General features: G+C 58.1%; 26 protein-coding genes and 1 pseudogene. 17 read left to right on the forward strand and 10 right to left on the reverse strand.

The window, feature by feature from the left end:
- Positions 1-4: 4 nt before the first annotated feature.
- Entirely contained in the window at positions 5-1339 is a 1335-nt protein-coding gene (gene garP / locus FHN83_RS08690) for a galactarate/glucarate/glycerate transporter GarP (RefSeq protein ID WP_039031682.1), read from the reverse strand.
- 414 nt (positions 1340-1753) lie between these two features.
- Here garP and garD point away from each other — a divergent pair, with 414 nt between their 5' ends.
- From garD to FHN83_RS08730, 8 genes are all read left to right on the forward strand, one after another.
- Positions 1754-3325, forward strand: coding sequence for a galactarate dehydratase (garD, locus tag FHN83_RS08695; RefSeq protein ID WP_039031681.1), 1572 nt, complete (start codon positions 1754-1756; stop codon positions 3323-3325).
- Positions 3326-3504: 179 nt separating this feature from the next.
- Positions 3505-4359 (forward strand): tagatose bisphosphate family class II aldolase, encoded by an 855-nt coding sequence (locus FHN83_RS08700; RefSeq protein WP_139563690.1) that lies wholly within the window; start codon positions 3505-3507, stop codon positions 4357-4359.
- 22 nt (positions 4360-4381) lie between these two features.
- A complete protein-coding gene (gene gatZ, locus FHN83_RS08705; RefSeq protein WP_139563691.1) occupies positions 4382-5653 on the forward strand; it encodes a tagatose-bisphosphate aldolase subunit GatZ in 1272 nt (423 codons plus the stop codon).
- Positions 5654-5667: 14 nt separating this feature from the next.
- Positions 5668-6135: a PTS galactitol transporter subunit IIA gene (gene gatA / locus FHN83_RS08710; protein WP_138370293.1), complete on the forward strand. Its 468-nt coding sequence runs from the start codon at positions 5668-5670 to the stop codon at positions 6133-6135.
- Between the two features lie 27 nt (positions 6136-6162).
- A complete protein-coding gene (gatB, locus tag FHN83_RS08715) occupies positions 6163-6447 on the forward strand; it encodes a PTS galactitol transporter subunit IIB (RefSeq protein WP_139563692.1) in 285 nt (94 codons plus the stop codon).
- Positions 6448-6451: 4 nt separating this feature from the next.
- Positions 6452-7822, forward strand: coding sequence for a galactitol-specific PTS transporter subunit IIC (locus FHN83_RS08720; RefSeq protein ID WP_139563693.1), 1371 nt, complete (start codon positions 6452-6454; stop codon positions 7820-7822).
- 42 nt (positions 7823-7864) lie between these two features.
- On the forward strand, positions 7865-8908 hold the full coding sequence (gene gatD, locus FHN83_RS08725; protein WP_139563694.1) for a galactitol-1-phosphate 5-dehydrogenase: 1044 nt from the start codon (positions 7865-7867) through the stop codon (positions 8906-8908).
- 110 nt (positions 8909-9018) lie between these two features.
- Positions 9019-9792 (forward strand): DeoR/GlpR family DNA-binding transcription regulator, encoded by a 774-nt coding sequence (locus FHN83_RS08730; protein WP_139563695.1) that lies wholly within the window; start codon positions 9019-9021, stop codon positions 9790-9792.
- Between the two features lie 94 nt (positions 9793-9886).
- Here the strand turns inward: FHN83_RS08730 and rsmI are convergent, their stop codons facing one another.
- On the reverse strand, positions 9887-10750 hold the full coding sequence (gene rsmI / locus FHN83_RS08735; protein WP_039031672.1) for a 16S rRNA (cytidine(1402)-2'-O)-methyltransferase: 864 nt from the start codon (positions 10748-10750) through the stop codon (positions 9887-9889).
- Between the two features lie 62 nt (positions 10751-10812).
- Here rsmI and FHN83_RS08740 point away from each other — a divergent pair, with 62 nt between their 5' ends.
- From FHN83_RS08740 to dolP, 4 genes are read left to right on the forward strand one after another with little or no spacing between them, the layout of a single operon-like run.
- A complete protein-coding gene (locus FHN83_RS08740) occupies positions 10813-12915 on the forward strand; it encodes a penicillin-binding protein activator (protein ID WP_139563696.1) in 2103 nt (700 codons plus the stop codon).
- Complete coding sequence (locus FHN83_RS08745; RefSeq protein ID WP_139563697.1) at positions 12873-13268, forward strand: YraN family protein; 396 nt, start codon at positions 12873-12875, stop codon at positions 13266-13268. The genes FHN83_RS08740 and FHN83_RS08745 overlap by 43 nt, the downstream gene beginning before the upstream one ends.
- Positions 13269-13289: 21 nt before the next feature.
- Positions 13290-13880 carry a DnaA initiator-associating protein DiaA gene (diaA, locus tag FHN83_RS08750; RefSeq protein WP_032614385.1) on the forward strand — a complete coding sequence of 197 codons (591 nt, stop codon included), beginning with the start codon at positions 13290-13292 and terminating at the stop codon, positions 13878-13880.
- Positions 13881-13889: 9 nt separating this feature from the next.
- On the forward strand, positions 13890-14465 hold the full coding sequence (dolP, locus tag FHN83_RS08755; RefSeq protein ID WP_039031669.1) for a division/outer membrane stress-associated lipid-binding lipoprotein: 576 nt from the start codon (positions 13890-13892) through the stop codon (positions 14463-14465).
- Positions 14466-14498: 33 nt separating this feature from the next.
- Here dolP and FHN83_RS08760 read toward each other — a convergent pair whose 3' ends face one another.
- Positions 14499-15143, reverse strand: coding sequence for an NAD(P)H-binding protein (locus FHN83_RS08760; RefSeq protein WP_039031668.1), 645 nt, complete (start codon positions 15141-15143; stop codon positions 14499-14501).
- A gap of 126 nt (positions 15144-15269) precedes the next feature.
- Here FHN83_RS08760 and FHN83_RS08765 point away from each other — a divergent pair, with 126 nt between their 5' ends.
- Positions 15270-15788: a type 1 glutamine amidotransferase domain-containing protein gene (locus tag FHN83_RS08765; protein ID WP_039031667.1), complete on the forward strand. Its 519-nt coding sequence runs from the start codon at positions 15270-15272 to the stop codon at positions 15786-15788.
- On the opposite strand, the gene FHN83_RS08770 is transcribed toward FHN83_RS08765, so the two are convergent.
- The gene (locus FHN83_RS08770; protein WP_039031666.1) at positions 15768-16202 is read right to left on the reverse strand and encodes a YhbP family protein; all 435 of its coding nucleotides are present in this window, start codon (positions 16200-16202) and stop codon (positions 15768-15770) included. The genes FHN83_RS08765 and FHN83_RS08770 overlap by 21 nt on opposite strands.
- 14 nt (positions 16203-16216) lie before the next feature.
- On the opposite strand from FHN83_RS08770, the pseudogene FHN83_RS08775 reads away from it, so the two are divergent.
- A pseudogene (locus FHN83_RS08775) lies at positions 16217-16557 on the forward strand (GIY-YIG nuclease family protein).
- On the opposite strand, the gene FHN83_RS08780 reads toward FHN83_RS08775, so the two are convergent.
- The gene (locus tag FHN83_RS08780; protein ID WP_039031664.1) at positions 16544-17047 is read right to left on the reverse strand and encodes a GNAT family N-acetyltransferase; all 504 of its coding nucleotides are present in this window, start codon (positions 17045-17047) and stop codon (positions 16544-16546) included. The pseudogene FHN83_RS08775 and the gene FHN83_RS08780 overlap by 14 nt on opposite strands.
- Positions 17041-17565: a ubiquinone anaerobic biosynthesis accessory factor UbiT gene (gene ubiT / locus FHN83_RS08785; RefSeq protein WP_039031663.1), complete on the reverse strand. Its 525-nt coding sequence runs from the start codon at positions 17563-17565 to the stop codon at positions 17041-17043. The genes FHN83_RS08780 and ubiT overlap by 7 nt, the downstream gene beginning before the upstream one ends.
- Positions 17566-17786: 221 nt before the next feature.
- On the opposite strand from ubiT, the gene ubiU reads away from it, so the two are divergent.
- From ubiU to FHN83_RS08800, 3 genes are all read left to right on the forward strand, one after another.
- Positions 17787-18782: a ubiquinone anaerobic biosynthesis protein UbiU gene (gene ubiU / locus FHN83_RS08790; protein ID WP_139563699.1), complete on the forward strand. Its 996-nt coding sequence runs from the start codon at positions 17787-17789 to the stop codon at positions 18780-18782.
- An 8-nt stretch (positions 18783-18790) separates the two neighbouring features.
- Positions 18791-19669 (forward strand): U32 family peptidase, encoded by an 879-nt coding sequence (locus FHN83_RS08795; protein WP_039031661.1) that lies wholly within the window; start codon positions 18791-18793, stop codon positions 19667-19669.
- Positions 19670-19747: 78 nt separating this feature from the next.
- Entirely contained in the window at positions 19748-20755 is a 1008-nt protein-coding gene (locus FHN83_RS08800; RefSeq protein ID WP_039031660.1) for a luciferase-like monooxygenase, read from the forward strand.
- A gap of 85 nt (positions 20756-20840) precedes the next feature.
- On the opposite strand, the gene mtr is transcribed toward FHN83_RS08800, so the two are convergent.
- The 4 genes from mtr to nlpI form a co-directional block, all read right to left on the reverse strand.
- Positions 20841-22085: a tryptophan permease gene (gene mtr / locus FHN83_RS08805; RefSeq protein WP_039031659.1), complete on the reverse strand. Its 1245-nt coding sequence runs from the start codon at positions 22083-22085 to the stop codon at positions 20841-20843.
- A gap of 142 nt (positions 22086-22227) precedes the next feature.
- Entirely contained in the window at positions 22228-24135 is a 1908-nt protein-coding gene (locus tag FHN83_RS08810; protein WP_039031658.1) for a DEAD/DEAH family ATP-dependent RNA helicase, read from the reverse strand.
- Positions 24128-24208, reverse strand: coding sequence for a protein YrbN (gene yrbN / locus FHN83_RS28960; protein WP_138370335.1), 81 nt, complete (start codon positions 24206-24208; stop codon positions 24128-24130). The genes FHN83_RS08810 and yrbN overlap by 8 nt, the downstream gene beginning before the upstream one ends.
- 110 nt (positions 24209-24318) lie before the next feature.
- Positions 24319-25203, reverse strand: coding sequence for a lipoprotein NlpI (nlpI, locus tag FHN83_RS08820; RefSeq protein ID WP_039031657.1), 885 nt, complete (start codon positions 25201-25203; stop codon positions 24319-24321).
- Positions 25204-25278: the final 75 nt, after the last annotated feature.

Below are 25278 nucleotides of genomic sequence, written 5' to 3' on the forward strand. Positions count from 1 at the left end.
TTGCTTATTTCTGCAATTCCATACGTTTGATGTCACCCACTACGAACAGGTAGCAGAACATCGCCATCAGCGCCGAACACCCGACAAACACCAGGGCCGCGTTGAACGAATGCAGTTCACTGACCAGATAGCCAATCACCAGCGGAGTGACGATTGACGCTACGTTGCCAAAGACGTTAAACACACCACCGCACAGGCCGACAATCTCTTTTGGCGCGGTATCGGAAATAACCGGCCAGCCCAGAGCGCCAAACCCTTTACCGAAGAAGGCCAGCGCCATCAGCCCTACCACCAGCGCGGTGTTGTTGGTGTAGTTGCACAGAATGATTGAGGAGGCCAGCAGCATACCCAGCACAATCGGCAGCTTACGCGCCAGGGTAATCGACTTCCCTTTCTTAATCAGGTGATCCGAGAAGACGCCGCCCAGTACGCCACCGGCAAAACCGCACAGCGCCGGGATGGAGGCCACCAGACCCACCTTCAGAATCGACATCCCCTTCTCCTGCACCAGGTAAATCGGGAACCAGGTGAGGAAGAACCAGGTGATGGTGTTGATAAAGTATTGCCCGAAAAACACGCCCAGCATCATGCGGTTGGACAATAGCTGTTTGATGTAATGCAGCTTCGGACCGCTGGCCGCTTTGTCGCCCGGCTTTTTGTGATCCATGTCGACCACCGCGCCGCCGTCCTTGATGAACTTCAGCTCCTCAGCGCTCATGCGTGGGTGGTCGGTTGGGTTGTGAATCAGCTTCACCCACAGGCCGGTCAGCACAAAGCCAATCACGCCCATCACGGTAAAGACATGTTCCCAGCCCCAGGCGAAGGTCAGCCAGCCGAGCAGTGGGGAGAACAGCGCCAGCGAGAAATACTGGGCGGAGTTAAAAATCGCCGATGCGGTACCGCGCTCTTTGGTCGGGAACCAGGCCGCCACGATGCGGGCGTTAGCCGGGAAGGACGGTGCCTCGGAGAAGCCGAGCATAAAGCGCATAAAGAACATTGAAACGCCTGCCCACGCCAGCGGGAAGAGATCCACAAAGCCCTGCAGGAAGGTGAACAGCGACCAGAAGAACAGGCTGTAGGTATAAACCTTTTTCGAACCGAACTTATCCAGCAGCCAGCCGCCGGGGATCTGCATCAGCAGGTAGGCCCAGCCGAAGGCGGAGAAGATGTAGCCCATCGACACGGCGCTTAACTGCAGCTCTTTGGCGACTTCCGTTCCGGCAATAGAGAGCGTGGCGCGGTCAGCGTAATTGACTGCGGTAACAATAAAGATAATGAGCAATATTAAATAACGGGTAGGGGCACCCTTTTTTGTTTCAACGGTAGTATCCAGCAACATATTTATTTCCTCTGGTACATCAATGAAAGTGTTTTTATTATTTTTAGAGCGAGGCATTCCTGATTATTTTGCTAATAACAGGTAATCGCGGTTAATTAACCGAATCCATGAAAGCGTTAATGAGTATAATCAAGCGCCCTGCACCGCGCATTGTGGCAACGCTCAATTATCGACGGCGTGATGAATATTATTTTGAGCATATGCACAAACCCCTGGGCGCTGATGCACAGATTTCACCATTGCCCCCCTTATGCGCAGGCGAAGGTCAAAAATGAGTGATCGAGATCACATTATTAATCCCCAGCGCCTGACATTCTTTATTCCACTGAGCAGAGTCTTTATTTCCTATAACAAGAAAATAGACGTACTCTTTTACCCATTAATTATCCCCCATTCGCTGGAGAATACTGGACAATGGCCGACATTGAAATTCGACAAACGTCGCCGACCGCGTTTTATATTAAGGTGCACGACACCGATAACGTGGCGATTATTGTTAACGATCAGGGGTTAAAAGCCGGAACGCGTTTCCCGGACGGGCTTGAACTGATCGAGCATATTCCGCAGGGCCATAAAGTGGCGCTGGTCGATATCCCGGCGCAGGGCGAAATCGTGCGTTACGGCGAAGTCATCGGCTATGCCGTGCGGGCGATCCCGCAGGGCAGCTGGATTGATGAATCGCTGGTCGCCCTGCCGGAAGCCCCGCCGCTGAACACCCTGCCGCTGGCAACCCGCGTACCGGAGCCAATGCCAGCCCTGGAAGGCTACACCTTTGAAGGCTATCGCAATGCGGACGGCAGCGTGGGCACCAAAAACCTGCTTGGCATCAGCACCAGCGTGCACTGCGTGGCGGGGGTGGTCGATTTCGTGGTGAAGATCATCGAGCGCGATCTGCTGCCAAAATACCCGAACGTCGACGGCGTGGTGGGTCTGAATCACCTTTACGGCTGCGGCGTGGCGATCAACGCCCCGGCGGCCATCGTGCCGATCCGTACCGTCCACAATATCGCCCTGAACCCGAACTTTGGCGGTGAAGTGATGGTGGTCGGCCTCGGCTGTGAAAAACTGGTGCCTGAGAAACTGCTGCAGGGGACCGAAGATACCCAGGCCATTCCTGTCGACAGCGCCAGCATCGTGCGTCTGCAGGACGAGCAGCACGTCGGCTTCCGCTCCATGGTGGATGACATTCTGCAGGTCGCGGAGCGCCATCTGACAAAACTCAATCAGCGCAAGCGTGAAACCTGCCCGGCTTCTGAGCTGGTGGTAGGCATGCAGTGCGGGGGCAGCGACGCCTTCTCCGGCGTGACCGCTAACCCGGCCGTGGGCTATGCCTCGGACCTGCTGGTGCGCTGTGGCGCCACGGTGATGTTCTCCGAAGTGACCGAGGTGCGCGATGCGATCCACCTCCTGACGCCACGCGCCATCAACGAAGAGGTGGGCAAACGCCTGCTGGAAGAGATGGCCTGGTACGATAACTATCTCGATATGGGTAAAACCGACCGCAGCGCCAACCCCTCTCCGGGCAACAAGAAAGGCGGCCTGGCGAACGTGGTGGAAAAAGCGCTGGGCTCTATCGCCAAATCGGGCCAGAGCGCCATCGTTGAGGTGCTCTCTCCGGGCCAGCGTCCAACCAAACGCGGCCTGATCTACGCCGCCACGCCTGCCAGCGATTTCGTCTGCGGCACCCAGCAGGTGGCCTCCGGGATCACCGTTCAGGTGTTCACCACCGGGCGCGGCACGCCGTACGGCCTGATGGCGGTTCCGGTGATCAAAATGGCAACCCGCACCGAGCTGGCTAATCGCTGGTTCGATCTGATGGATATTAACGCGGGCACCATCGCCACCGGGGAAGAGAGCATTGAGGACGTGGGCTGGAAGCTGTTCCACTTCATCCTCGACGTGGCGAGTGGACGTAAGAAGACGTTCTCCGATCAATGGGGATTACATAACCAGCTGGCGGTATTCAACCCGGCACCGGTGACCTGAGTTTTGCAGTAAACCTCACTTTAGCATGGCTTCGGCCATGCTTTTTTTTTGCCTTTCGTTCTTTCGCAACCTTCCTTTCACTTTCGCTTCTTTCGTTTTTACGATATCAATCACAAAAAAGCATTCCGAAACACTATATCTTCTTTCGAAGAAAACAAACGAAAGGTTTCGGAGGAAGGATGTACATCATTTCGACCAAAGCGATGCTCACCAAAGCCCAGCGGGAAGGTTATGCGGTGCCGGCTTTCAATATTCATAACCTCGAAACGCTGCAGGTGGTTGTCGAGACAGCGGCCGAGATGCGCTCGCCGCTGATCGTCGCCGGTACGCCCGGCACCTTCAGCTACGCCGGGATCGGCAACATCGTAGCCATCGCTGACGCGCTGGCAAAAACCTGGAACCAGCCGCTGGCGATCCACCTCGATCATCACGAAACGCTCGATGATATTGCACAGAAAGTGCAGGCCGGTGTGCGCTCGGCGATGATCGACGGCTCGCACCTGCCCTTTGCCGACAACGTGGCGCTGGTGAAGGAGGTCACCGACTACTGCCATCGCTATGACATCAGCGTGGAGGCGGAACTGGGCCGCCTCGGCGGGCAGGAAGATGACCTGGTGGTCGACAGCAAAGACGCCCTCTATACCCATCCGCAGCAGGCCCGCGAGTTCGTGGCGCTGACCGGTATCGACTCCCTCGCGGTCGCCATCGGCACCGCCCACGGCCTCTATACCGCCACGCCAAAACTCGATTTTGAGCGCCTGGCGGAGATCCGCAGTCAGGTGGAGGTGCCGCTGGTGCTGCACGGTGCCTCTGGCCTTTCAGCCGCTGATATCCGCCGGGCAATCGATCTCGGCATCTGCAAAGTGAACGTCGCCACCGAGCTGAAAATTGCCTTTTCCGACGCCCTGAAAACCTGGCTGGCCGAACACCCCGAGGCCAGCGATCCCCGTCACTACATGATCCCCGCCAAAGCCGCCATGAAAGAGGTGGTGCGCAAAGTCATTAACGACTGTGGCTGCGAAGGCAAACTGTAAACCACGCGAACCGGAGGAAACGGTGAAAAATATTATTGCCCGCCACAAGGCGGGAGAGCATCTCGGCATCTGTTCAGTCTGCTCAGCGCACCCGCTGGTGATCGAGGCGGCCCTGCGCTTCGATCTGGACACTGACAACAGCGTGCTGATTGAAGCCACGTCCAACCAGGTGAATCAGTACGGCGGCTATACCGGCATGAAACCGGCTGATTTCCGCGATTTTGTGCTCAACATAGCCGAAAAAGTCGGGTTCCCGCAGCAGCGGTTGATCCTCGGCGGCGACCATCTGGGCCCCAACTGCTGGCAGAACGAGCCCGCAGAGACGGCGATGGAGAAAGCCGTCGCGCTGATTAAGGCTTATGTGGCCGCGGGCTTCAGCAAAATCCATCTCGACGCGTCGATGTCCTGCGCCGACGATCCGGTGCCGTTAGATCCGGTGGTGGTGGCGCAGCGTGCGGCGCGGCTGTGCCGGGCGGCGGAAGAGACCGCCACCGACGCGCAGAAGGCGGCGCTGACCTACGTGATTGGCACCGAAGTGCCGGTGCCGGGCGGGGAGGTCAGCAGCATCGACAGCGTGCACGTCACCCGCGTAGAAGATGCCGCCCGCACTCTCGAAACGCACCAGACCGCGTTCCATGCGCTGGGGCTGGATGAGGCGATGACCCGCGTGATTGCCATCGTGGTACAGCCCGGCGTGGAGTTCGATCATACCCAGATCATCCACTATCAGCCGGAGGCCGCCAAAGCGCTCTCGGGCTGGATCCGCCAGACGCCGATGGTCTATGAAGCCCACTCTACCGATTATCAATCCCGTCAGGCCTACCGGGAGCTGGTGCGGGATCACTTTGCGATCCTCAAGGTCGGCCCGGCCCTCACCTTCGCCCTGCGCGAGGCGATTTTTGCCCTGGCGCAGATGGAAGCGGCGCTGATCGCCCCGGAAAACCGCAGCCGGGTGCTGGAGGTGATCGACGAGGTGATGCTGAACGAGCCGGATTACTGGAAAAAATACTATCGCCCGACCTGGAGCCAGGCGATGGTGGACATTCACTTTAGCCTGTCCGACCGCATTCGCTACTACTGGCCGCACCCGCGTATTCGTCAGAGCGTGGAGAAACTGCTCGCGAATCTGGGCACCCAGACCCTGCCGCTGGGGCTGATCAGCCAGTATCTGCCCGTGCAGTTCGAACGCGTCACGGCCCGCACTATCGCCACGACGCCACAGGATCTTGTCATCGACAAAATACAGGACGTGTTACGCGCGTACCGCTACGGCTGCGCCCCTGACGCCCACTGAAACCCGGAGACGCTATGAGCAAACTGTTTGTCCGTACCGGCATTGATTTTGCCACCTGCCAGCAGGCGCTGGCCCATATTGGCGAGGAGATGCTGGCGAAAGGGGTGGTGCATGCCACCTACCCCGCCGCGCTGGTAGAACGGGAAGCGGTATTCCCGACCGGCATCGCCCTTGAAAAACATGCCGTGGCGATCCCGCACTGTGAGGCGGTACATGCAAAAGAACCGGCTATCTACCTGATTCGACCGGACAAGCCGGTGAATTTTCAACAGGCGGACGACGATGCAGAGATCGCCGTGTCGCTGATTATCGCCCTGATCGTTGAAAACCCTGCGGCGCAGCTCGTTCTCCTGCGCCGGTTATTTAGTGAGCTGCAAAACCCAACCACGCTGGAAGCGCTGCTTAACGCGCCGGATCACCAGCTGGGGGCGCTGTTTGAAGAGGCCATCATGATGGCGGAACCCTGCAAGCAGGCCTCATAACATACTGATAATAAGAAGGAGTACCCTATGAAACGCAAAGTTATCGTTGCCTGTGGCGGTGCCGTCGCGACCTCCACCATGGCCGCAGAAGAGATCAAAGAGCTGTGTGAAGCCCACAACATCACGCTGGATCTGGTCCAGTGCCGGGTCACCGAAATTGAGACCTATATGGACGGGGCGGATCTGATCTGCACCACCGCGAAAGTCGATCGCACCTTTGGCGACATCCCGGTGGTCCACGGCATGCCGTTTGTGTCGGGCGTCGGCATTGAAGCCCTGCAGCAAAAAATCCTGACCATCCTCGAGGGATAAGATCATGTTTACCGAAATCATGCGGTATATCCTCGATCTTGGGCCGACGGTCATGCTGCCCATCGTCATCATCATCTTCTCGAAGCTGCTGGGGATGAAGCTGGGCGACTGCTTTAAATCCGGCCTGCATATCGGGATTGGCTTTGTCGGGATCGGGCTGGTTATCGGCCTGATGCTCGACTCCATCGGCCCGGCGGCCAAAGCGATGGCCGAGCAGTTCCAGATCAATCTTCACGTGGTGGACGTCGGCTGGCCGGGCTCATCCCCCATGACCTGGGCCTCGCAGATTGCGCTGGTGGCGATCCCGGTGGCGATTGGCGTTAACGTGCTGATGCTGGTCACCCGCATGACCCGCGTGGTGAACGTCGATATCTGGAACATCTGGCACATGACCTTTACCGGGGCGATGCTGCACCTGGCGACCGGCTCTTACTGGCTCGGCATTCTCGGCGTGGTGGTTCACGCGGCCTTTGTCTACAAGCTGGGCGACTGGTTTGCGAAGGACACGCGGGACTTCTTTGGTCTCGACGGGATCGCCATTCCGCACGGGTCATCCGCTTACCTTGGCCCCATCGCGGTGCTGGTCGACACTCTTATCGAGAAGATCCCGGGGCTCAGGAACATTCACTTCAGCGCCGACGATGTGCAAAAACGCTTTGGCCCGTTTGGTGAGCCGGTCACCGTCGGGTTCGTGATGGGGCTGGTCATCGGCCTGCTGGCGGGATACGACGCGAAAAACGTCCTGCAGCTGGCGGTGAAAACCGCCGCCGTGATGCTGCTGATGCCGCGCGTCATCAAGCCCATCATGGATGGTCTAACGCCGATTGCCAAACATGCCCGTAAACGTCTGCAGGCGAAGTTTGGCGGCCAGGAGTTCCTGATCGGCCTCGATCCGGCGCTGCTGCTGGGGCACACCTCGGTGGTCTCCGCCAGCCTGATCTTTATCCCGCTCACCATCCTGATTGCGGTGCTGGTGCCGGGTAACCAGGTCCTGCCGTTTGGCGACCTCGCGACCATCGGCTTCTTCGTCGCCATGGCCGTGGCGGTGCATCAGGGCAACCTGTTCCGCACCCTGATCTCAGGCGTCATCATCATGGGCATCACCCTGTGGATCGCCACCCAGACCATCGGCCTGCACACGCAGCTTGCGGAGAATGCCGGGGCACTGAAAGCGGGCGGGATGGTGGCCTCCATGGACCAGGGTGGCTCGCCCGTCACCTGGCTGCTGATCCAGCTCTTCACCTGGCAAAACGTCGTGGGATTCGTGGTGATTGGCGCCATCTACGCCAGCGGCGTGCTGCTCACCTGGCGTCGCGCCCGGGCCTTTACGGCGGCCGAAAAAGCACGGGCGCTACAAAGCCAGACGGCTTCTTAATATCCGGGGAGCGCTGCTCCCCTCTTTTTTCTGGAGTGAATCATGAAATCAGTGGTAATTCATGCTGAGGGACTCGTGCGCGTAGAAGAGCGCCCTGTCCCGCACATTCAGGCTGAGGATGACGTGCTGGTGCGGGTCGTCTGCTCGGGGCTTTGCGGGTCGGACATCCCGCGTATTTTCGCCAAAGGGGCGCATTACTACCCCATCACCCTGGGCCATGAATTTAGCGGCTATGTCGACGCCTGCGGTGCTGGCGTTAAGGATTTGCAGGCTGGCGATGCGGTGGCCTGCGTGCCGCTGCTGCCCTGCTTTACCTGCCCAGAGTGTGAAAAAGGCTTCTTCTCGCTCTGTAAGCAGTATCAGTTTGTCGGCTCCCGCAGCGAAGGGGGCAACGCGGAGTACATCGTGGTGAAGCGCGCCAACCTGTTCCGCCTGCCCGCAGAGATGACCATAGAGGACGGGGCGTTTATCGAGCCCATCACCGTGGGGCTGCATGCGTTCCATCTTGCCCAGGGCTGCGAAGGTAAAAACGTTATCATCGTCGGGGCGGGCACCATTGGCCTGCTGGCCATGCAGTGCGCCATGGCGCTGGGTGCGGCAAGCGTCACCGCCATTGATATCAATGATGACAAGCTGGCGCTGGCGACAGCCCTGGGGGCGACGCAGGTCTTCAACAGCAAAACCCTGAGCGCGGAGGAGATGCTGGCAGCCCTTCACGACACCCGTTTCGATCAGCTGGTGCTGGAGACGGCCGGTACGCCGCAAACCGTCGCCCTTGCTATCGACATCGCCGGGCCCCGCGCCCAGGTAGCGCTGGTGGGCACCCTGCATCACGACCTGACGCTCTCCTCCGCAACCTTCGGCAGGATCCTGCGTAAAGAGCTGACCCTGCTGGGCAGCTGGATGAACTACTCCGCGCCCTGGCCGGGTGAAGAGTGGGAAACCGCAGCCCGTCTTCTCAAAGAGAAAAAATTGCAGCTCGCGCCCCTGATCGCCCATACCGGCAACAGCGAAAGTTTTGCCAGCGCTATTCAGGCACTGAATGGATCCCCGATGCAAGGCAAAATCCTGCTGCGACTGGACTGAACCCACGAGCCAGCAACCGGAGCTGGCTCACATTTACTTTCGAACGCTAGCGTTCACCTTTCGCATCCCTTCGATTAAACTGGAGCGAGTTAATTATCAGGCAAAACAAAATGAACTCATTTGAGCGAAGGAACAAAATCGTCGATCTGGTGAATGCCAACGGCAGCGTATTGGTGCTCGACCTTTCGAATTCTTTTGGCATCTCCGAGGTGACCATCCGCGCCGATCTGCGTCTGCTGGAAGAGAAAGGTCTGGTGACCCGTTTTCACGGCGGAGCCGCCAGGCCGGGCAGCAATCTGGCCGAGAACGAAAGCCAGGAGGTGCTGCTGGAAGATCGCTACAGCCTCGCCAGCGACCCGAAAAAACGTATCGCCCTTGCCGCCGTGGCAATGATTGAAGAGGGGATGACGGTGATTTTAGACAGCGGCAGCACCACCATGCTGATCGCTGAAGCGCTGGCGAAGAAGGCCAATATCACGGTGATCACCAACAGCCTGCCCGCCGCCTTTGCGCTCTCCGACAATAAAGACATCACCCTGGTGGTGTGCGGCGGCACGGTGCGCCACAAGACTCACTCCATGCACGGCACCATCGCCGAACGCTCGCTGGCGGGCATCAGCGCCGACCTGATGTTTGTTGGCGCCGACGGGATCGACACCACTAACGGTATCACCACCTTCAACGAAGGCTATTCGATCAGCAGCGTAATGGCGGCAGCCGCGCATAAGGTAGTTGCGGTGCTGGACGCGAGCAAATTCAACCGTCGCGGGTTTAACCAGGTGCTGCCGATGGAGAAGATTGACTGCGTGATTACCGACGAAGGGATCGGTGAGAAAGAGCTGAAGAACCTGAAACAAACGTCAGTTGAGCTCATTGTGGTTTAACTGCGCGCGGTGAAAATGCCCGATGGCGCTTCGCTTATCGGGCCTACGATTATTCTGTAGGCCGGGTAAGCGCAGCGCCACCCGGCAAAGCCACTTACTCCCCCTGCTGCTCCAGGGCGTACTTATACAGCGCATTCTTTTTCACGCCGTGGATCTCCGCCGCCAGCGCCGCCGCTTTCTTCAGCGGCAGTTCGGCCTGCAGCAGCGCGAGGGTGCGCAGGGCATCGGCAGGCAGGGCGTCCTCTTCGGCTTTGTGCCCTTCGACAATCAGCACCATCTCGCCCTTGCGGCGGTTTTCGTCCTCTTTCACCCACGCCAGCAGCTCGCCCACCGGCAGGCCGTGGATGGTCTCCCAGGTTTTGGTCAGCTCGCGGGCCAGGACCACGTAACGCGCTTCCCCCCAGACGGCGACCATGTCTTCCAGGCTCTCCAGCAGACGGTGGGTGGATTCGTAGAAGATCAGCGTGCGCGGCTCGGCTTCCAGCGCCTTGAGCACGTCGCGACGGCCCTTGGATTTAGCGGGCAGGAAGCCTTCGTAGCAGAAGCGATCCGACGGCAGGCCCGCCGCGCTCAGGGCGGCAATGGCGGCGCACGGCCCCGGCAACGGCACCACACGGATGCCCGCCTCGCGGCAGGTGCGCACCAGGTGATAGCCCGGGTCGTTAATCAGCGGCGTTCCGGCATCGGACACCAGGGCGATGCTCTGCCCCTCTTTCAGCTTCGCCACCAGCATGGCCGCTTTTTGCTGCTCGTTATGATCGTGCAGAGCAAACATTCGGGCGTTGATGGCGAAATGTTGCAGCAGCAGGCCAGTATGGCGGGTATCTTCAGCCGCAATAAGATCAACGCTTTGCAAGACGGTGAGGGCACGTTGGGTAATATCAGATAAATTCCCGATAGGAGTAGGTACAATATAAAGCTGACCCTGAGAATTATCTGCCGTTTCGTGTTGTTTCATTGTTTCATCCGTATTGCCGATTTAATATTGAGCATTGCGTAAAAAATATCACTGGATACAGTATGGTACCCTTAACGTTTCTTCATAATAAAGTCGCGCGCAGCCTTCCGCTGGTGCTGGCAGCCCTGCTCTTTGCAGGCTGTGGCACACAGGCGCCCGATCAAAGTGCTGCCCATATGGAGGGTACAGCGCAGGCTGACTCCGGCTTCTATCTGCACCAGATGGAGCAGAGCTCGAATGATACCCGGATCAACTGGCAATTACTCGCCATTCGTGCACTGCTGAAAGAAGGTAAAACCCAGCACGCCGCCGATCTGTTTAACCAGCTGCCGCAGGATTTGAACGATACCCAGCGCCGCGAGCAGTCGCTGCTGGCCGCCGAGCTGAAAATTGCCCAGAACGACGTTGCCGGCGCGAAAAAGATCCTCGGCAGTATCGACATCGGTACGCTGGATAAAAACCAGCAGGCGCGTTTCTGGCAGGCCGGTATCGCCGCGGAACAGGGGCGCCCTTCCCTGACGCTGCTGCGGGCGCTGATTGCCCAGGAGCCGCTGCTCTCCGCTGCGGAAAAACAGAAAAATATCGACGCCACCTGGCAGACGCTCTCCGCGATGAATCCGGATCAGGCCAATGCGCTGGTGATCAACGCTGACGAAAATGTCCTTCAGGGCTGGCTGGATCTGCAGCGCGTCTGGTTCGATAACCGCAACGATCCGAACATGCTGAAAGCCGGGATCAAAGACTGGCAGACCCGCTACCCGAACAATCCGGGTGCCACCATGCTGCCCACGCAGCTGGTTAACGTGCAGAACTTCAAGCCTGCCTCCACCAGCAAAATCGCCCTGCTGCTGCCGTTAGGTGGCCAGGCCGCCGTCTTTGGCCGCACTATCCAGCAAGGTTTTGAAGCGGCGAGAAACGGCACCGCCGCCGTCGCAGGCAGCGCGGTTCCCGCCCAGGTCGCCCAGGCGGCTAACGCCGGAGATGTGGTGAGCCCGTCCGCCGCCGAAACTACCGATCTGACCACCACCCAGCCTGTCGCTGCGCCGGAAGGCACAATGCAGAACCCGGTTCAGGCACCTGCCACTCCGCAGCCTGTCGCCGCGCCGGAAAGCAGCGTGCAGGAGCCGGTACAGACTCCGGCGACGACAGACACAACGCAGCCCGTCGCCCAGCCGCAGGCCGCGGCTAATCCGTCTGCCGAGATAAAAGTGTATGACACCAGCACCCAGCCGCTCGATCAGGTGCTGAATCAGGTGCAGCAGGATGGCGCCAGCATCGTGGTCGGCCCGCTGCTGAAAAATAATGTGGAAGAGCTGGTGAGAAGTAACACCCCGTTGAACGTGCTGGCGCTGAACCAGCCGGAGCAGGTGCAGAATCGCCCGAACGTCTGCTACTTCGCCCTGTCACCGGAAGACGAAGCTCGCGATGCGGCGCGCCATATCCATGAGCAGGGTAAGCAGGCTCCCCTGCTGCTGACCCCGCGTAGCCAACTGGGCGATCGCGTTGCTACCGCCTTTGCCCAGGAGTGGCAACAGCTGGGCGGCGGCATCGTTCTGCAGCAGAAATTTGGCTCAACCTCAGAACTTCGCGCGGGCGTTAACGGCGGAGCAGGTATTGCCCTCAGCGGCAGCCCGGTTACGGCCAGCCTGCCACAGCAGCAGGGCGTGACCATCGGCGGCCTGACCATTCCGGCACCGCCAACGGATGCGCAGATTAGCGGCGGCGGAAACGTGGATGCGGCCTACATCGTCGCCACCCCGGAAGAGATCGCCTTTATCAAGCCGATGATCGCCATGCGTAACGGAAGCCAGGCGGGCGTGTCGCTGTATGCCAGCTCCCGCAGCGCACAGGGCACCGCCGGTCCGGACTTCCGTCTCGAAATGGAAGGGCTGCAGTACAGCGAAATCCCGATGCTCGCCGGGGCGAATCCTGAGCTGATGCAGCAGGCGCTCAGCAGCGTGCGTAACGACTACTCCCTGGCGCGCCTGTATGCCATGGGCGTGGATGCCTGGGCGCTGGCGAACCATTTCACCCAGATGCGCCAGGTGCCGGGCTTTACCCTTAACGGCAACACCGGCGATCTCACCGCCACCCAGGACTGCGTGATTAACAGGAAGTTATCATGGCTCAAATACCAGCAGGGACAGATCGTTCCGGCCAGTTAACCCGCAAACAGACCGGCGACGCGCGCGAATTACAGGCGCGTCGCTGGCTTGAGAGCAAAGGACTGCGCTTTATCGCCGCCAACGTCCGCGGACGCGGCGGCGAAATTGACCTTATCATGCAGGATGGCCCGGCTATCGTCTTCATTGAGGTGCGTTACCGCCAGTCATCCCGTTACGGCGGTGCCGCCGCCAGCGTGACCCGGGCCAAGCAACATAAATTATTACACACCGCCCAGTTGTGGCTTGCCCGGCATAATGGCAGCTTTGACACTGTGGATTGCCGGTTCGATGTGGTAGCCTTCACCGGAAACGCCATCGAATGGTTCAAAAACGCCTTCGGCGCAGACGCGTAAATCAGATCGTTAAGGGATACCGTGCTCGAAAGAATTAAGGTTTGCTTCACGGAAAGCATTCAGACTCAGATTGCAGCAGCAGAAGCGCTGCCGGACGCCATCTCCCGCGCGGCGATGACCCTGGTTCAGTCCCTGCTTAACGGCAACAAAATCCTCTGTTGTGGCAACGGCACCTCAGCCGCCAACGCACAGCATTTTGCTGCCAGTATGATCAATCGTTTTGAGACAGAGCGTCCAAGTTTACCTGCCATTGCACTCAACACCGATAACGTGGTCTTAACGGCGATTGCCAACGATCGTCTTCATGATGAGATCTACGCCAAACAGGTGCGCGCGTTAGGGCATGCCGGTGATGTATTGCTGGCGATCTCCACGCGCGGCAACAGCCGCGACATCGTCAAAGCCGTTGAAGCGGCGGTGACACGCGATATGACCATCGTGGCGCTGACCGGCTACGATGGCGGCGAACTGGCGGGGCTGTTGGGTCCGCATGATGTTGAGATCCGTATTCCTTCACACCGCAGCGCGCGCATTCAGGAGATGCACATGCTGACGGTGAACTGTTTATGCGATCTGATCGATAACACGCTTTTCCCTCACCAGGATGATTAAGGAGTATACATGAAGGCACTTTCGCCCCTCGCAGTCCTTATTTCTGCGCTGCTGCTTCAGGGATGTGTCGCTGCAGCGGTAGTGGGTACCGCCGCTGTGAGCACCAAGGCCGCGACTGACCCGCGTACCGTGGGCACACAGGTGGATGACAGCACCCTGGAACTGCGCGTGAACAGCGCATTGTCCAAAGACCAACAGATTAAGAAAGAAGCGCGCATTAACGTCACGGCTTATCAGGGCAAAGTTCTGCTGGCCGGACAGGCACCGAACACTGAACTGGCCTCCCGCGCGAAGCAGATCGCGATGGGCGTAGACGGCGCGACCGAAGTGTTTAACGAAGTGCGTCAGGGCCAGCCGATTGGCCTGGGCGAGGCCTCAAACGACACCTGGATCACCACCAAAGTGCGCTCCCAGCTGCTGGGCAGCGATCAGGTGAAATCCTCTAACGTGAAGGTGACTACCGAGAACGGCGAAGTGTTCCTGCTCGGCCTGGTGACCGATCGCGAAGGCAAAGCGGCGGCGGATATCGCCAGCCGGGTGAGCGGCGTGAAACACGTCACCACCGCCTTTACCTACATCAAGTAAGCTCCCCCGCCCCCTGCCATCGGCAGGGGGCTGTTATCCCTCTCCCTTTGCCCTCTCCCTGATCTTCGCTGAGGGAATAATGTTAACCCCAGCCGGTGACGCGCTGAGCGCCTCCTGCAGCATCACCTCCGCCACATCCCGCGCTTCGACAGACTTCCAGTTACCAGGCAAAAAGCTAAACAGCGGCGCAAACAGCGACTCGCTGAAGCGATGCTTTTCCCGCTCGCCAAGCAGCATTGACGGGCGCACGATGGTCAGCCGCTCCCACTTCTGGGCGATCAGCGCCTCTTCCATTTTGCCTTTTACCTTGTTGTAGAAGAACGGCGAGTGCGCGTTGGCACCCATGGCGCTCACCACCAGCAGATGCTTCGCCCCGAGCCGTTTCCCGGTCAGCGCCGTGTCCACCACCAGGGTGTAATCGGCATGAATAAAGGCCTCTTTGCTGCCCGCCTCACGCCGGGTGGTGCCCAGACAGCAAAAGACGGTATCGACCGGATCCTGGACCTGCGCCAGGGCATCGGTCAGCTGTGGATCGTGAGGATTAAACACCCCTTCGATATCCCCAAGCGGACGACGCGTCGGGGCGGCGATATAGTTAATTTTCCGCTCCTGGATGAGCATACGCAGCAGGTGTCCGCCCACCAGGCCGGTCGCGCCGGTAATTAAAACCTGACTCATTACTCCTCCTTTGCAGATTAGTCCGTATGCGATTTCACGCTGCTCTACCACACTTAGTGGTCTGAACGTTAAGTATTTACCACAAGCTGAGAAAAAGCTGTCTGAAGCCAAAACAACGGAGGAAGCATGAGCAAGAAAATTGCGGTCTTGATCACCGACGAGTTTGAAGATTCAGAATTTACCTCGCCCGCCGAGGCGTTTCGTAAAGCGGGACACGAGGTGATTACAATCGAGAAAGAAGCGGGCAAAACGGTAAAAGGCCATAAGGGCGAAGCCAGCGTCACCATCGATAAAACCATCGATGAGGTGAGTCCGTCGGACTTTGACGCCCTGCTGCTGCCGGGTGGCCACTCCCCGGACTCCCTGCGCGGCGACGATCGTTTCGTTACCTTTACCCGCGATTTTGTCTCCAGCGGGAAACCAGTGTTTGCCATCTGCCACGGCCCACAGTTGCTGATCAGCGCTGAGGTTGTGCGCGGGCGTAAGCTCACCGCCGTGAAACCGATCGTTATCGATCTGAAAAACGCCGGGGCCGAATTCTTCGATCAGGAAGTGGTGGTCGATAAGGATCAACTGGTTACCAGCCGGACGCCGGACGATCTCCCCGCCTTTAACCGCGAGGCATTACGCCTGCTCGGCGCGTAGCCAGTGAAGTTTTTTACCAAAGCCCAGCGTGTTGTCAGTGAACTTCAGTTCATCCAGACGGATTTCCCAGACCGGGGCTGACATCGCGGCGGCAACCGGAAAGCGGCGAATGTAGTGCTTACGCATCGCGTCGCTTTCCTCCCCTTCCAGACGACGGATCTCCCCTTTGAACTGCAGACCGCGGATCAACGCCACTGTTTTGGGCTGGCCGTTGACCGTGCCTGCGACCTTCGCCTGCTGGCCTGTCATCTGCGCGTGACGGGTTTTATCTTCGCTTAACACGTAAAACGCGACGCGCTGCGGATCGTAATAGTAAAAGGCGTTGGCGCACCACAGCTCATCGTCATGATGCACACACCAGGTGACCACGTGCTGCTTCGCCAGCCAGCGATTGATGGCAGCCAGAGTTTCCATTTCGCTTCTCTCTCATGCTAAGGTGCGTTCACCTTAACATACCGAATCTGTCACCGTGTGCTGGTTTCTCTATCTGGTTCGAACCGCTGATAATGCGCTCTATACGGGCATCACAACCGATGTGCCGCGCCGCTTCCTGCAACATCAAACGGGAAAAGGGGCGAAGGCGTTACGTGGCAAAGGGGAGCTGACGCTGGCGTTTTCCGCGATCGCCGGGGATCGCTCGCTGGCGCTCCGGCTGGAGTACCGCATAAAACAGCTGACGAAGCGCCAGAAAGAGCGCCTCGTCAGCGGAGACGGGTCGTTTGAGGCGCTACGTGAGAGCCTGCAAACGTCGCTGATTAAAAGCGATTAAAGTGGTCGTGGTAATCCACCAGGCCGCTGACGCCGTTAAGCGCGTCGTCGGCAAGACGGTGGAGCTGGAACGCCGACTCGGTGCCCGGCCAGCGGCAGCGCAAATCGTAGTGCGCCGCTTTCTCGAAGCCCAGACGGCTGTAGAATTCCGGATCGCCCAGCGTTACCACGGCGGCATAGCCGAACTCATTGAGTGAATCCAGTCCTTCGTAAACCAGCTGGCGCGCCAGACCTTGTCCACGATAGTTTTCATCCACCGCCAGCGGTGCCATGCCAACCCACTGCAGATCTTCACCCTGCACGATGACCGGGCTGAAGGCGACATAGCCGATAACCTGCCCTTCATCATCGGTGGCGACCAGGCCGAGCGTAATCAGGCCGTCTTCACGAAGATCGCGAACCAGTTGCGCTTCAGCCTCACTTTCGAACGACCGGCGTAATAAGGCATCAATACCCGGGGCATCGATCCCAATTTCTACTCGAATCAACATGGCTCACCTACAGAAGTGTGTTTACTTTCCGGCGGCGTTTTCAGACCCGCCTCGACAAAATCGGCCAGTTGCATCAGCGCTACACGCAGCGTCTTCGGCATCTGTTCCAGTTCAATCGCATCCATCAGGTTTTTGACATACAGACCTAACTCGGTATCGCCTTCAATCACCAGACGACGCTGGAAGAAGAGCGTGTCGGGATCCTGCTTGCGTGCCGCGATCATCAGCAGGTCGCTGGCGTCAGCGCTGAAGCTGACGTCCGCCTCAGCGGATTCGCGCACCACCAGCTGCTCATTTTCAACGGAGGTGTACCAGCGCAGACCAATGTCCCGCACCTCGATACTTAACCAGCGCCCTTCCAGAAATTCCAGCTCGCCATCCGCCAACGCCTGGCGGAACTGCCAGCTTAGCACCTGCTCCAGCACCTGGCGCTTCAGCGCAAAGGGGGCCAGCTTAACCGGCACGCTCAGCAGCGACGGGCCAAATTGTACGAGACGTGAACGCAGTTTATCCAGCACGAGCAATACTCCCTGATATCTATAGTCCTGATATTTTGCCATATCCAGTCGTCGGTATAGCGGTGTAAATCAACAAACCGACTTTCGATGTAACCCATTATTGGTGCCATCAATACGCCATTAGCTGCCTTAAATCAAAAATTGTCGCCGGATGGTTAACTAAAATCCCTGTTCGATAACAATTTTGCATCCCCGTGGGGCTGCGAACGTCAGGATAAATTATGGAGCTGCTCTGCCCTGCCGGGAACTTACCGGCGCTTAAGGCGGCCATCGAAAACGGCGCCGATGCGGTCTATATCGGGCTGAAGGACGATACCAATGCCCGTCACTTCGCTGGTCTCAATTTTACCGAGAAAAAGCTGCAGGAAGCGGTGAGCTTCGTACACCAACACCGCCGTAAGCTGCATATCGCTATTAATACCTTTGCCCACCCCGACTGCTATCAACGCTGGCAGCGCGCGGTGGATATGGCGGCCCAGCTGGGTGCCGACGCGCTGATTCTGGCGGATCTCGCCATGCTGGAGTACGCCGCGGAACGCTATCCGCACATTGAGCGCCATGTCTCCGTGCAGGCCTCAGCCACCAACGAAGAGGCCATTCGTTTTTACCATCGCCATTTCGACGTGTCGCGCGTGGTGCTGCCGCGCGTGCTCTCTATTCATCAGGTTAAGCAACTCGCGCGGGTCACGCCAGTTCCGCTGGAGGTTTTTGCCTTTGGCAGCCTGTGCATTATGGCTGAAGGGCGCTGCTACCTCTCCTCTTATCTCACCGGCGAATCCCCCAATACGGTGGGTGCCTGCTCCCCTGCGCGCTACGTGCGCTGGCAGCAGACGCCGCAGGGGCTGGAATCGCGTCTGAACGAGGTGCTGATCGACCGCTATCAGGACGGTGAAAACGCCGGCTATCCAACCCTGTGCAAAGGCCGCTATCTGGTGGATGGGGAGCGCTATCATGCCCTGGAAGAACCCACCAGCCTCAACACCCTCGAGCTGCTGCCGGAGCTGCTGGCCGCCAACATCGCATCGGTGAAAATCGAAGGCCGCCAGCGCAGCCCGGCGTACGTCAGCCAGGTGGCAAAAGTGTGGCGTCAGGCGATCGACCGCTGCATGGCAAACCCGCAGAACTATGCCCCGCAAACGGCGTGGATGGAGACCCTCGGCGCGATGTCCGAAGGCACGCAAACCACGCTGGGTGCGTATCACCGTAAATGGCAGTGAGATAAAGCATGAAATATTCATTAGGACCGGTGCTCTACTACTGGTCAAAAGAGACGCTGGAAGACTTCTATCAGCAGGCGGCAACCAGCCAGGCCGATGTGATTTACCTCGGCGAGGCGGTGTGCAGTAAGCGTCGTGCCACCAAAGTGGGCGACTGGCTGGAGATGGCGAAAACCCTGGCCGACAGCGGCAAGCAGGTGGTGCTGTCAACGCTGGCGCTGGTGCAGGCCTCATCGGAACTGAACGAGCTGAAGCGCTACGTGGACAACGGCGAATTTCTGCTGGAAGCGAGCGATTTGGGCGTAGTGAACCTGTGCGCCGAGCGCAAGCTGCCATTTGTCGCCGGGCATGCGCTGAACTGCTACAACGCCGTGACCCTGCGCCTGCTGCTCAAACAGGGCATGACGCGCTGGTGCATGCCGGTGGAGCTTTCCCGCGACTGGCTGGTGAACATTCTGGCGCAGTGTGACGAACTGGGGATCCGCAATCAGTTCGAGGTGGAGGTGCTCAGCTACGGGCATTTGCCGCTGGCCTACTCCGCCCGCTGCTTTACCGCGCGTTCAGAGGATCTGCCGAAAGACGAGTGCGAAACCTGCTGCATCAAATACCCGAACGGGCGCAGCATGCTGTCCCAGGAGAACCAGCAGGTGTTTGTCCTGAACGGCATTCAGACCATGAGCGGCTACGTTTATAACCTCGGCAACGAGCTGGCCTCAATGAAAGGGCTGGTGGATATGGTGCGTCTGTCGCCGCTCGGCACTGACACCTTTGCGATGATTGACGCCTTCCGCGCCAATGAAAATGGTACTGCCCCGCTGCCGCTGACTGCGAACAACGAATGTAACGGCTACTGGCGACGTCTGGCCGGGCTGGAGCTGCAGGACTAAAAAAAGCTCACTTTGTTAACAATGACTGTGAAATTTTAATGCACTATTAAAGATTCACCGTCGACAAAGTGAGCTGTTATGACTGATAAATCCATTCCGTTTTCGGTGCTGGACCTGGCGCCGATCCCTGAAGGCTCCTCGGCACGGGAAGCCTTTTCACACTCTCTGGATCTCGCCCGCCTGGCTGAACAGCGCGGCTACCATCGCTACTGGCTGGCGGAGCATCACAATATGGTCGGTATCGCCAGTGCGGCTACCTCGGTGCTGCTCGGCTATCTGGCGGCAAATACCACCACGCTGCATTTAGGCTCTGGCGGCGTGATGCTGCCTAACCACTCCCCGCTGGTGATTGCCGAACAGTTTGGCACCCTCAACACCCTTTACCCGGGCCGCATCGATTTGGGTCTGGGCCGTGCGCCGGGCAGCGATCAGCCGACCATGCGCGCGCTGCGTCGCCATATGAGCGGGGAAATCGATAACTTCCCGCGCGACGTGGCAGAGCTGGTGGACTGGTTTGACGCCCACGACCCGAACCCGCAGGTGCGTCCGGTGCCGGGCTACGGCGAGCAGATCCCGGTCTGGCTTTTAGGCTCCAGCCTCTACAGCGCGCAACTGGCCGCACAGCTGGGCCTGCCGTTTGCTTTCGCCTCACACTTTGCGCCGGACATGCTGCATCAGGCGCTGCATCTTTATCGCACCAACTTTAAGCCCTCAGCGCGGCTGGAAAAACCGTACGCGATGGTGTGCATCAACATCATTGCGGCCGACAGCAATCGCGATGCGGAATTCCTGTTTACCTCCATGCAGCAGGCCTTTATGAAGCTGCGTCGCGGCGAGACGGGCCAGCTGCCACCACCGGTGGAGAATATCCATCAGCTGTGGTCGGCCTCAGAGCAGTATGGCGTCCAGCAGGCGTTAAGTATGTCGCTGGTAGGGGACAAAGCGAAGGTGCGTCACGGGCTTGAAGCGGTGCTGCGCGAGACGCAGGCCGATGAGATCATGGTGAACGGGCAGATTTTCGATCATCAGGCGCGCCTGCATTCGTTCGATCTGGCAATGCAGGTGAAAGAAGAGTTGGTGGGGTAGCCTTTTTGCCGGATGGCGGCTTCGCCTTATCCGGCCTACGCGCTCCATGTAGGCCCGGTAAGCGAAGCGCCACCGGGCAATGTGTTTACTGGTAAACAGGCAACAGATTAAAGCTCGACAGCACGTGGACCACTGCGTTGCCAATGCCGAACACCAGAATCAGCGCAATCATCGGCTTACCGCCCCAGACGCGGAATTTTGGGCTACCGAAGCGCTTACGTGATTTGCGTGCCAGCAGCGCCGGGACAATCGCCGCCCAGACGGTCGCCGCCAGCCCGGCATAGCCAATGGCATACAGGAAACCGTTTGGCCACAGCAGGCCACCGATCACCGGCGGCAGGAAGGTCAGCAGCGCGGTTTTCAGACGCCCCAGGGCTGAATCATCAAAACCACACAGGTCGGCCAGATAGTCAAACAGGCCCAGGGTCACGCCGAGGAATGAGCTCGCCACGGCGAAGTTGGAGAAGATCACCAGCAGCAGATCCAGGCTACGGCTGTTCAGCACCCCGCTCAGCGCCTGCACCAGCACATCAATGTTACCGCCCTTCTGCGCGATGCCGATGAATTCCGGACGTGGGATGTTGCCCATTGTCCCCAGCAGCCAAATCACATACAGCCCCAGCGCCAGCAGCGTGCCATAGACCAGGCAGCGGGTGATGGTGCGCGGATCTTTGCCGTAATACTTCATCAGGCTTGGGACGTTTCCGTGGTAGCCAAACGAGGCCAGACAGAACGGCAGGGTCATCAGCAGATACGGGGAGTATGAGGAGTTGCTCTGTGCCACGTTAAACAGGGTCGCTGGCGTAACGTGTCCCAGCAGGCTGCCAAAGGTCAGGAAAAAGGTGATGACCTTCGCGCCCAGCACAATGGCCGTCATCCGGCTCACCGCTTTGGTGCTCATCCAGACGATAAACGCCACGCCAAGGGCAAAGCATAACCCCGCCACGCGCGCCGGCACATCCAGCGACATCTCTGAGAAGGTGTGATGCAGAATCGAACCGCTCGCCGAGATATAGGCGTAGGTCAGGATATAAAGCACGAAGGCAATGGAGATGCCGTTGACTACATTCCAGCGTTTGCCCAGCAGGTCGCGGGTGATGGTGTCGAAGCTCGAACCAATGCGGTAGTTGAGGTTAGCCTCAAGGATCATCAGGCCGGAGTGCAGCATGCAGAACCAGGTGAAGACCAGCGCTGCCAGCGACCAGAAGAACCACGCCCCGGACATGACCACCGGCAGGGAGAACATCCCCGCGCCTATGATGGTGCCGCCGATAATCACCACACCGCCGAGCAGTGAGGGTGACGTTTGGGTGGTGGTTAGTGTCGCCATACAGCCTTTTCTCCAGTCAATAATTTGGGACCTGCATTTTAATGTGCTGCACTGTACCAGTACAATAGTACAAAGGGAATAAAAAAAGCCCCGATAAGAATATCGGGGCTGTATATTTTACTTTACGACTGAAGCGTAAGGCTTACGCGTCACGGCGACGGCTTGGGCCATCTTCGCGACGTGGGCCACGGCTTTCGCGACGCTCACCGCTGAAACGACCTGCACCCGGTGCAGCGCCTTCACGACGAGGACCACGACCGCCTTCACGACGCTCACCGCCGAAACCACGGCCAGCAGGACGATCGCCATCACGACGCGGACCACGGTCCGGACGCGGCTGAGCATCACCCAGCAGCTGCATGTTCATCGGCTTGTTCAGGATGCGGGTACGGGTAAAGTGCTGCAGAACCTCGCCCGGCATGCCTTTTGGCAGCTCGATGGTAGAGTGAGTACCGAACAGCTTGATGTTACCGATGTAACGGCTGCTGATGTCGCCTTCGTTAGCGATAGCGCCAACGATATGACGAACTTCAACACCATCATCACGGCCCACTTCAATGCGGTACAGTTCCATTTCGCCAGCATCACGACGTTCGCGACGTGGACGGTCTTCACCACCACGCTCTGGACGGTCGCCACGTGGGCCACGATCGTTACGGTCGCCACGACGTTCGAAACGATCGTCACGGTCACGGAATTCACGCTTAGGACGCATCGGTGCATCTGGCGGTACGATCAGAGAACGTTCGCCCTGCGCCATCTTCAGCAGTGCAGCGGCCAGCGTTTCGACATCCAGCTCTTCGCCTTCGGCGGTCGGCTGAATCTGCGCCAGCAGCGCACGGTACTGATCCAGATCGCTGCTTTCCAGCTGCTGCTGTACTTTAGCGGCGAATTTTTCCAGACGGCGTTTGCCCAGCAGATCTGCGTTTGGCAGGTCAGCTTCTGGAATGGTCAGCTTCATGGTGCGTTCAATGTTACGCAGCAGACGACGCTCGCGGTTCTCAACGAACAGCAGCGCACGGCCCGCACGACCTGCACGACCGGTACGGCCGATACGGTGAACGTAAGACTCGGAGTCCATTGGGATGTCGTAGTTAACAACCAGGCTGATACGTTCTACGTCCAGACCACGTGCTGCCACGTCGGTTGCAATCAGGATATCCAGACGACCGTCTTTCAGACGCTCCAGAGTCTGCTCACGCAGGGCCTGATTCATGTCGCCGTTCAGCGCGGCGCTGTTGTAGCCACTACGTTCCAGGGCTTCAGCCACTTCCAGGGTCGCATTTTTGGTACGAACGAAGATAATCGCCGCATCAAAATCTTCTGCTTCCAGGAAACGCACCAGCGCTTCGTTTTTACGCATACCGTATACAGACCAGTAGCTCTGGCTGATGTCCGGGCGAGTAGTTACGCTGGACTGGATGCGCACTTCCTGCGGCTCTTTCATGAAGCGGCGGGTAATGCGACGGATCGCTTCCGGCATGGTTGCAGAGAACAGAGCGGTCTGATGACCTTCCGGGATCTGCGCCATAATCGTTTCTACGTCTTCGATGAAGCCCATGCGGAGCATTTCGTCAGCTTCATCCAGAACCAGACCGCTCAGTTTAGAGAGATCCAGCGTACCGCGCTTCAGGTGATCCAGCAGACGACCCGGCGTACCGACGACGATCTGTGGGCCCTGACGCAGGGCGCGTAACTGCACGTCGTAACGCTGGCCGCCGTACAGGGCAACCACGTTTACGCCACGCATATGTTTAGAGAATTCAGTCATAGCTTCCGCAACCTGAACAGCCAGTTCACGGGTCGGAGCCAGTACAAGGATCTGCGGTGCGCGCAGGTCCGGATCGATGTTGTTAAGCAGCGGCAGCGAGAATGCTGCAGTTTTACCGCTACCAGTCTGGGCCATGCCCAGCACGTCACGACCAGAGAGCAGATGTGGGATACATTCTGCCTGGATCGGAGATGGTTTTTCGTAACCCAGATCGTTAAGGGCTTCAAGGATAGGAGCCTTCAGGCCCAGATCTGCAAAAGTGGTTTCGAATTCAGCCATGTAGTACGAGTGCCTCAATGTCAATGGCGGCCAGTCTACATAACTCGTCGTGAAAATTTTCGGTAATTTTCATTAAAAGTGTGAACCGGCTCAAAGTAGGTGTATTGACGAACAACAACGCCCTCACCCGTTAAGATGATGGCAATCAAAAAAATGATTACGGGCTGATGTTTATGTCGTCAGCTATTGCTGGTCCGATTCTGCCAGGTCGTCATGCTCCTGGCCCAAGAGCGATAATTCCAACAATGCATAACGGTGCTCAACGTAGTTGTGTACGTTATTAGCGACCGCTAATTTGAACAGTGCCGTGGCGCTGTCCATATCCCCCAGACTTAGGTAGTACTTACCTAAATAGAAGTTGGTTTCACTGAGATGCTCAGCGAGCGAGGTGTTATCCGTTGCGTCTGCCTTGAGCCTTTCCATCAGCGTTGCTTCGCTGATGTTGCCCAGGTAGAACTCGACAATATTCCATCCCCACTGTTCCTTGTCCGATTTTTCGAAGCGTTGCTTTAACGCGTCTTTAGCCTGCTTTTCGTCGAGCTTCTGCTCAACAATGAAAAGCCACAGGCTACGGAAAGGATCGTTAGGATCGTCTTGATAAAACGCCAGCAGATCATCTTGCGCTAACTTGTCACGACCGCCGTAATACAGGGCGATCCCGCGATTCAAGTGCGCGTAGTTGTAAGTTGGATCAAGCTCAAGTACAGAATCAAACGCTTCATAGGCAGCATCAAAATTGCCTGCCTGCGTTAAATAAATGCCTAAGTAATTGAATACTTCAGGCATATCCGGTCGGATCGCCAACGCTTGTGAAAAATCATTTCGCGCCAGTGCCCTCAGACCGAGACTATCATACAACACTCCGCGCTCATATAAAAGCTGTGCGCGTTCGTCATCGGTTAAAGCCCGACTGGCAAGAATTTGTTCCATGCGTGCCAGAATCACTTCCTGCTGCAAAGTCGGTTGCAGTGGCACTGCGAGGACTTCACTTTTACGCCAGGCAGAGTTGCTGCATCCTGCCAGCGTCAAAGCTGTCGCAACGAAACACCAGCGCAGAAAAGGCTTCATTTCCCACTCCCGAAGACAACTATTGGATGAACGTCCTGTCCCCCGGCGGCTCAACAAGGCGTCCTGCCTGATAAC

The sequence above is a fragment of the Leclercia adecarboxylata genome (assembly GCF_006171285.1).
Classification (GTDB): domain Bacteria; phylum Pseudomonadota; class Gammaproteobacteria; order Enterobacterales; family Enterobacteriaceae; genus Enterobacter; species Enterobacter barmai.

Bases quoted from the DNA above. Each gene is read 5' to 3' on its own strand.
- FHN83_RS08780 (WP_039031664.1), bottom strand. From the start codon at position 17,047: ATGTTGATTCGAGTAGAAATTGGGATCGATGCCCCGGGTATTGATGCC.
- dolP (WP_039031669.1), top strand. From the start codon at position 13,890: ATGAAGGCACTTTCGCCCCTCGCAGTCCTTATTTCTGCGCTGCTGCTT.
- FHN83_RS08765 (WP_039031667.1), top strand. From the start codon at position 15,270: ATGAGCAAGAAAATTGCGGTCTTGATCACCGACGAGTTTGAAGATTCA.
- FHN83_RS08810 (WP_039031658.1), bottom strand. From the start codon at position 24,135: ATGGCTGAATTCGAAACCACTTTTGCAGATCTGGGCCTGAAGGCTCCT.
- FHN83_RS08700 (WP_139563690.1), top strand. From the start codon at position 3,505: ATGTACATCATTTCGACCAAAGCGATGCTCACCAAAGCCCAGCGGGAA.
- mtr (WP_039031659.1), bottom strand. From the start codon at position 22,085: ATGGCGACACTAACCACCACCCAAACGTCACCCTCACTGCTCGGCGGT.
- rsmI (WP_039031672.1), bottom strand. From the start codon at position 10,750: ATGAAACAACACGAAACGGCAGATAATTCTCAGGGTCAGCTTTATATT.
- nlpI (WP_039031657.1), bottom strand. From the start codon at position 25,203: ATGAAGCCTTTTCTGCGCTGGTGTTTCGTTGCGACAGCTTTGACGCTG.
- FHN83_RS08760 (WP_039031668.1), bottom strand. From the start codon at position 15,143: ATGAGTCAGGTTTTAATTACCGGCGCGACCGGCCTGGTGGGCGGACAC.
- FHN83_RS08720 (WP_139563693.1), top strand. From the start codon at position 6,452: ATGTTTACCGAAATCATGCGGTATATCCTCGATCTTGGGCCGACGGTC.
- FHN83_RS08795 (WP_039031661.1), top strand. From the start codon at position 18,791: ATGAAATATTCATTAGGACCGGTGCTCTACTACTGGTCAAAAGAGACG.
- FHN83_RS08740 (WP_139563696.1), top strand. From the start codon at position 10,813: ATGGTACCCTTAACGTTTCTTCATAATAAAGTCGCGCGCAGCCTTCCG.
- FHN83_RS08770 (WP_039031666.1), bottom strand. From the start codon at position 16,202: ATGGAAACTCTGGCTGCCATCAATCGCTGGCTGGCGAAGCAGCACGTG.
- gatA (WP_138370293.1), top strand. From the start codon at position 5,668: ATGAGCAAACTGTTTGTCCGTACCGGCATTGATTTTGCCACCTGCCAG.
- garD (WP_039031681.1), top strand. From the start codon at position 1,754: ATGGCCGACATTGAAATTCGACAAACGTCGCCGACCGCGTTTTATATT.
- ubiU (WP_139563699.1), top strand. From the start codon at position 17,787: ATGGAGCTGCTCTGCCCTGCCGGGAACTTACCGGCGCTTAAGGCGGCC.
- FHN83_RS08730 (WP_139563695.1), top strand. From the start codon at position 9,019: ATGAACTCATTTGAGCGAAGGAACAAAATCGTCGATCTGGTGAATGCC.
- FHN83_RS08800 (WP_039031660.1), top strand. From the start codon at position 19,748: ATGACTGATAAATCCATTCCGTTTTCGGTGCTGGACCTGGCGCCGATC.
- yrbN (WP_138370335.1), bottom strand. From the start codon at position 24,208: ATGAAAATTACCGAAAATTTTCACGACGAGTTATGTAGACTGGCCGCC.
- garP (WP_039031682.1), bottom strand. From the start codon at position 1,339: ATGTTGCTGGATACTACCGTTGAAACAAAAAAGGGTGCCCCTACCCGT.
- gatB (WP_139563692.1), top strand. From the start codon at position 6,163: ATGAAACGCAAAGTTATCGTTGCCTGTGGCGGTGCCGTCGCGACCTCC.
- FHN83_RS08745 (WP_139563697.1), top strand. From the start codon at position 12,873: ATGGCTCAAATACCAGCAGGGACAGATCGTTCCGGCCAGTTAACCCGC.
- gatD (WP_139563694.1), top strand. From the start codon at position 7,865: ATGAAATCAGTGGTAATTCATGCTGAGGGACTCGTGCGCGTAGAAGAG.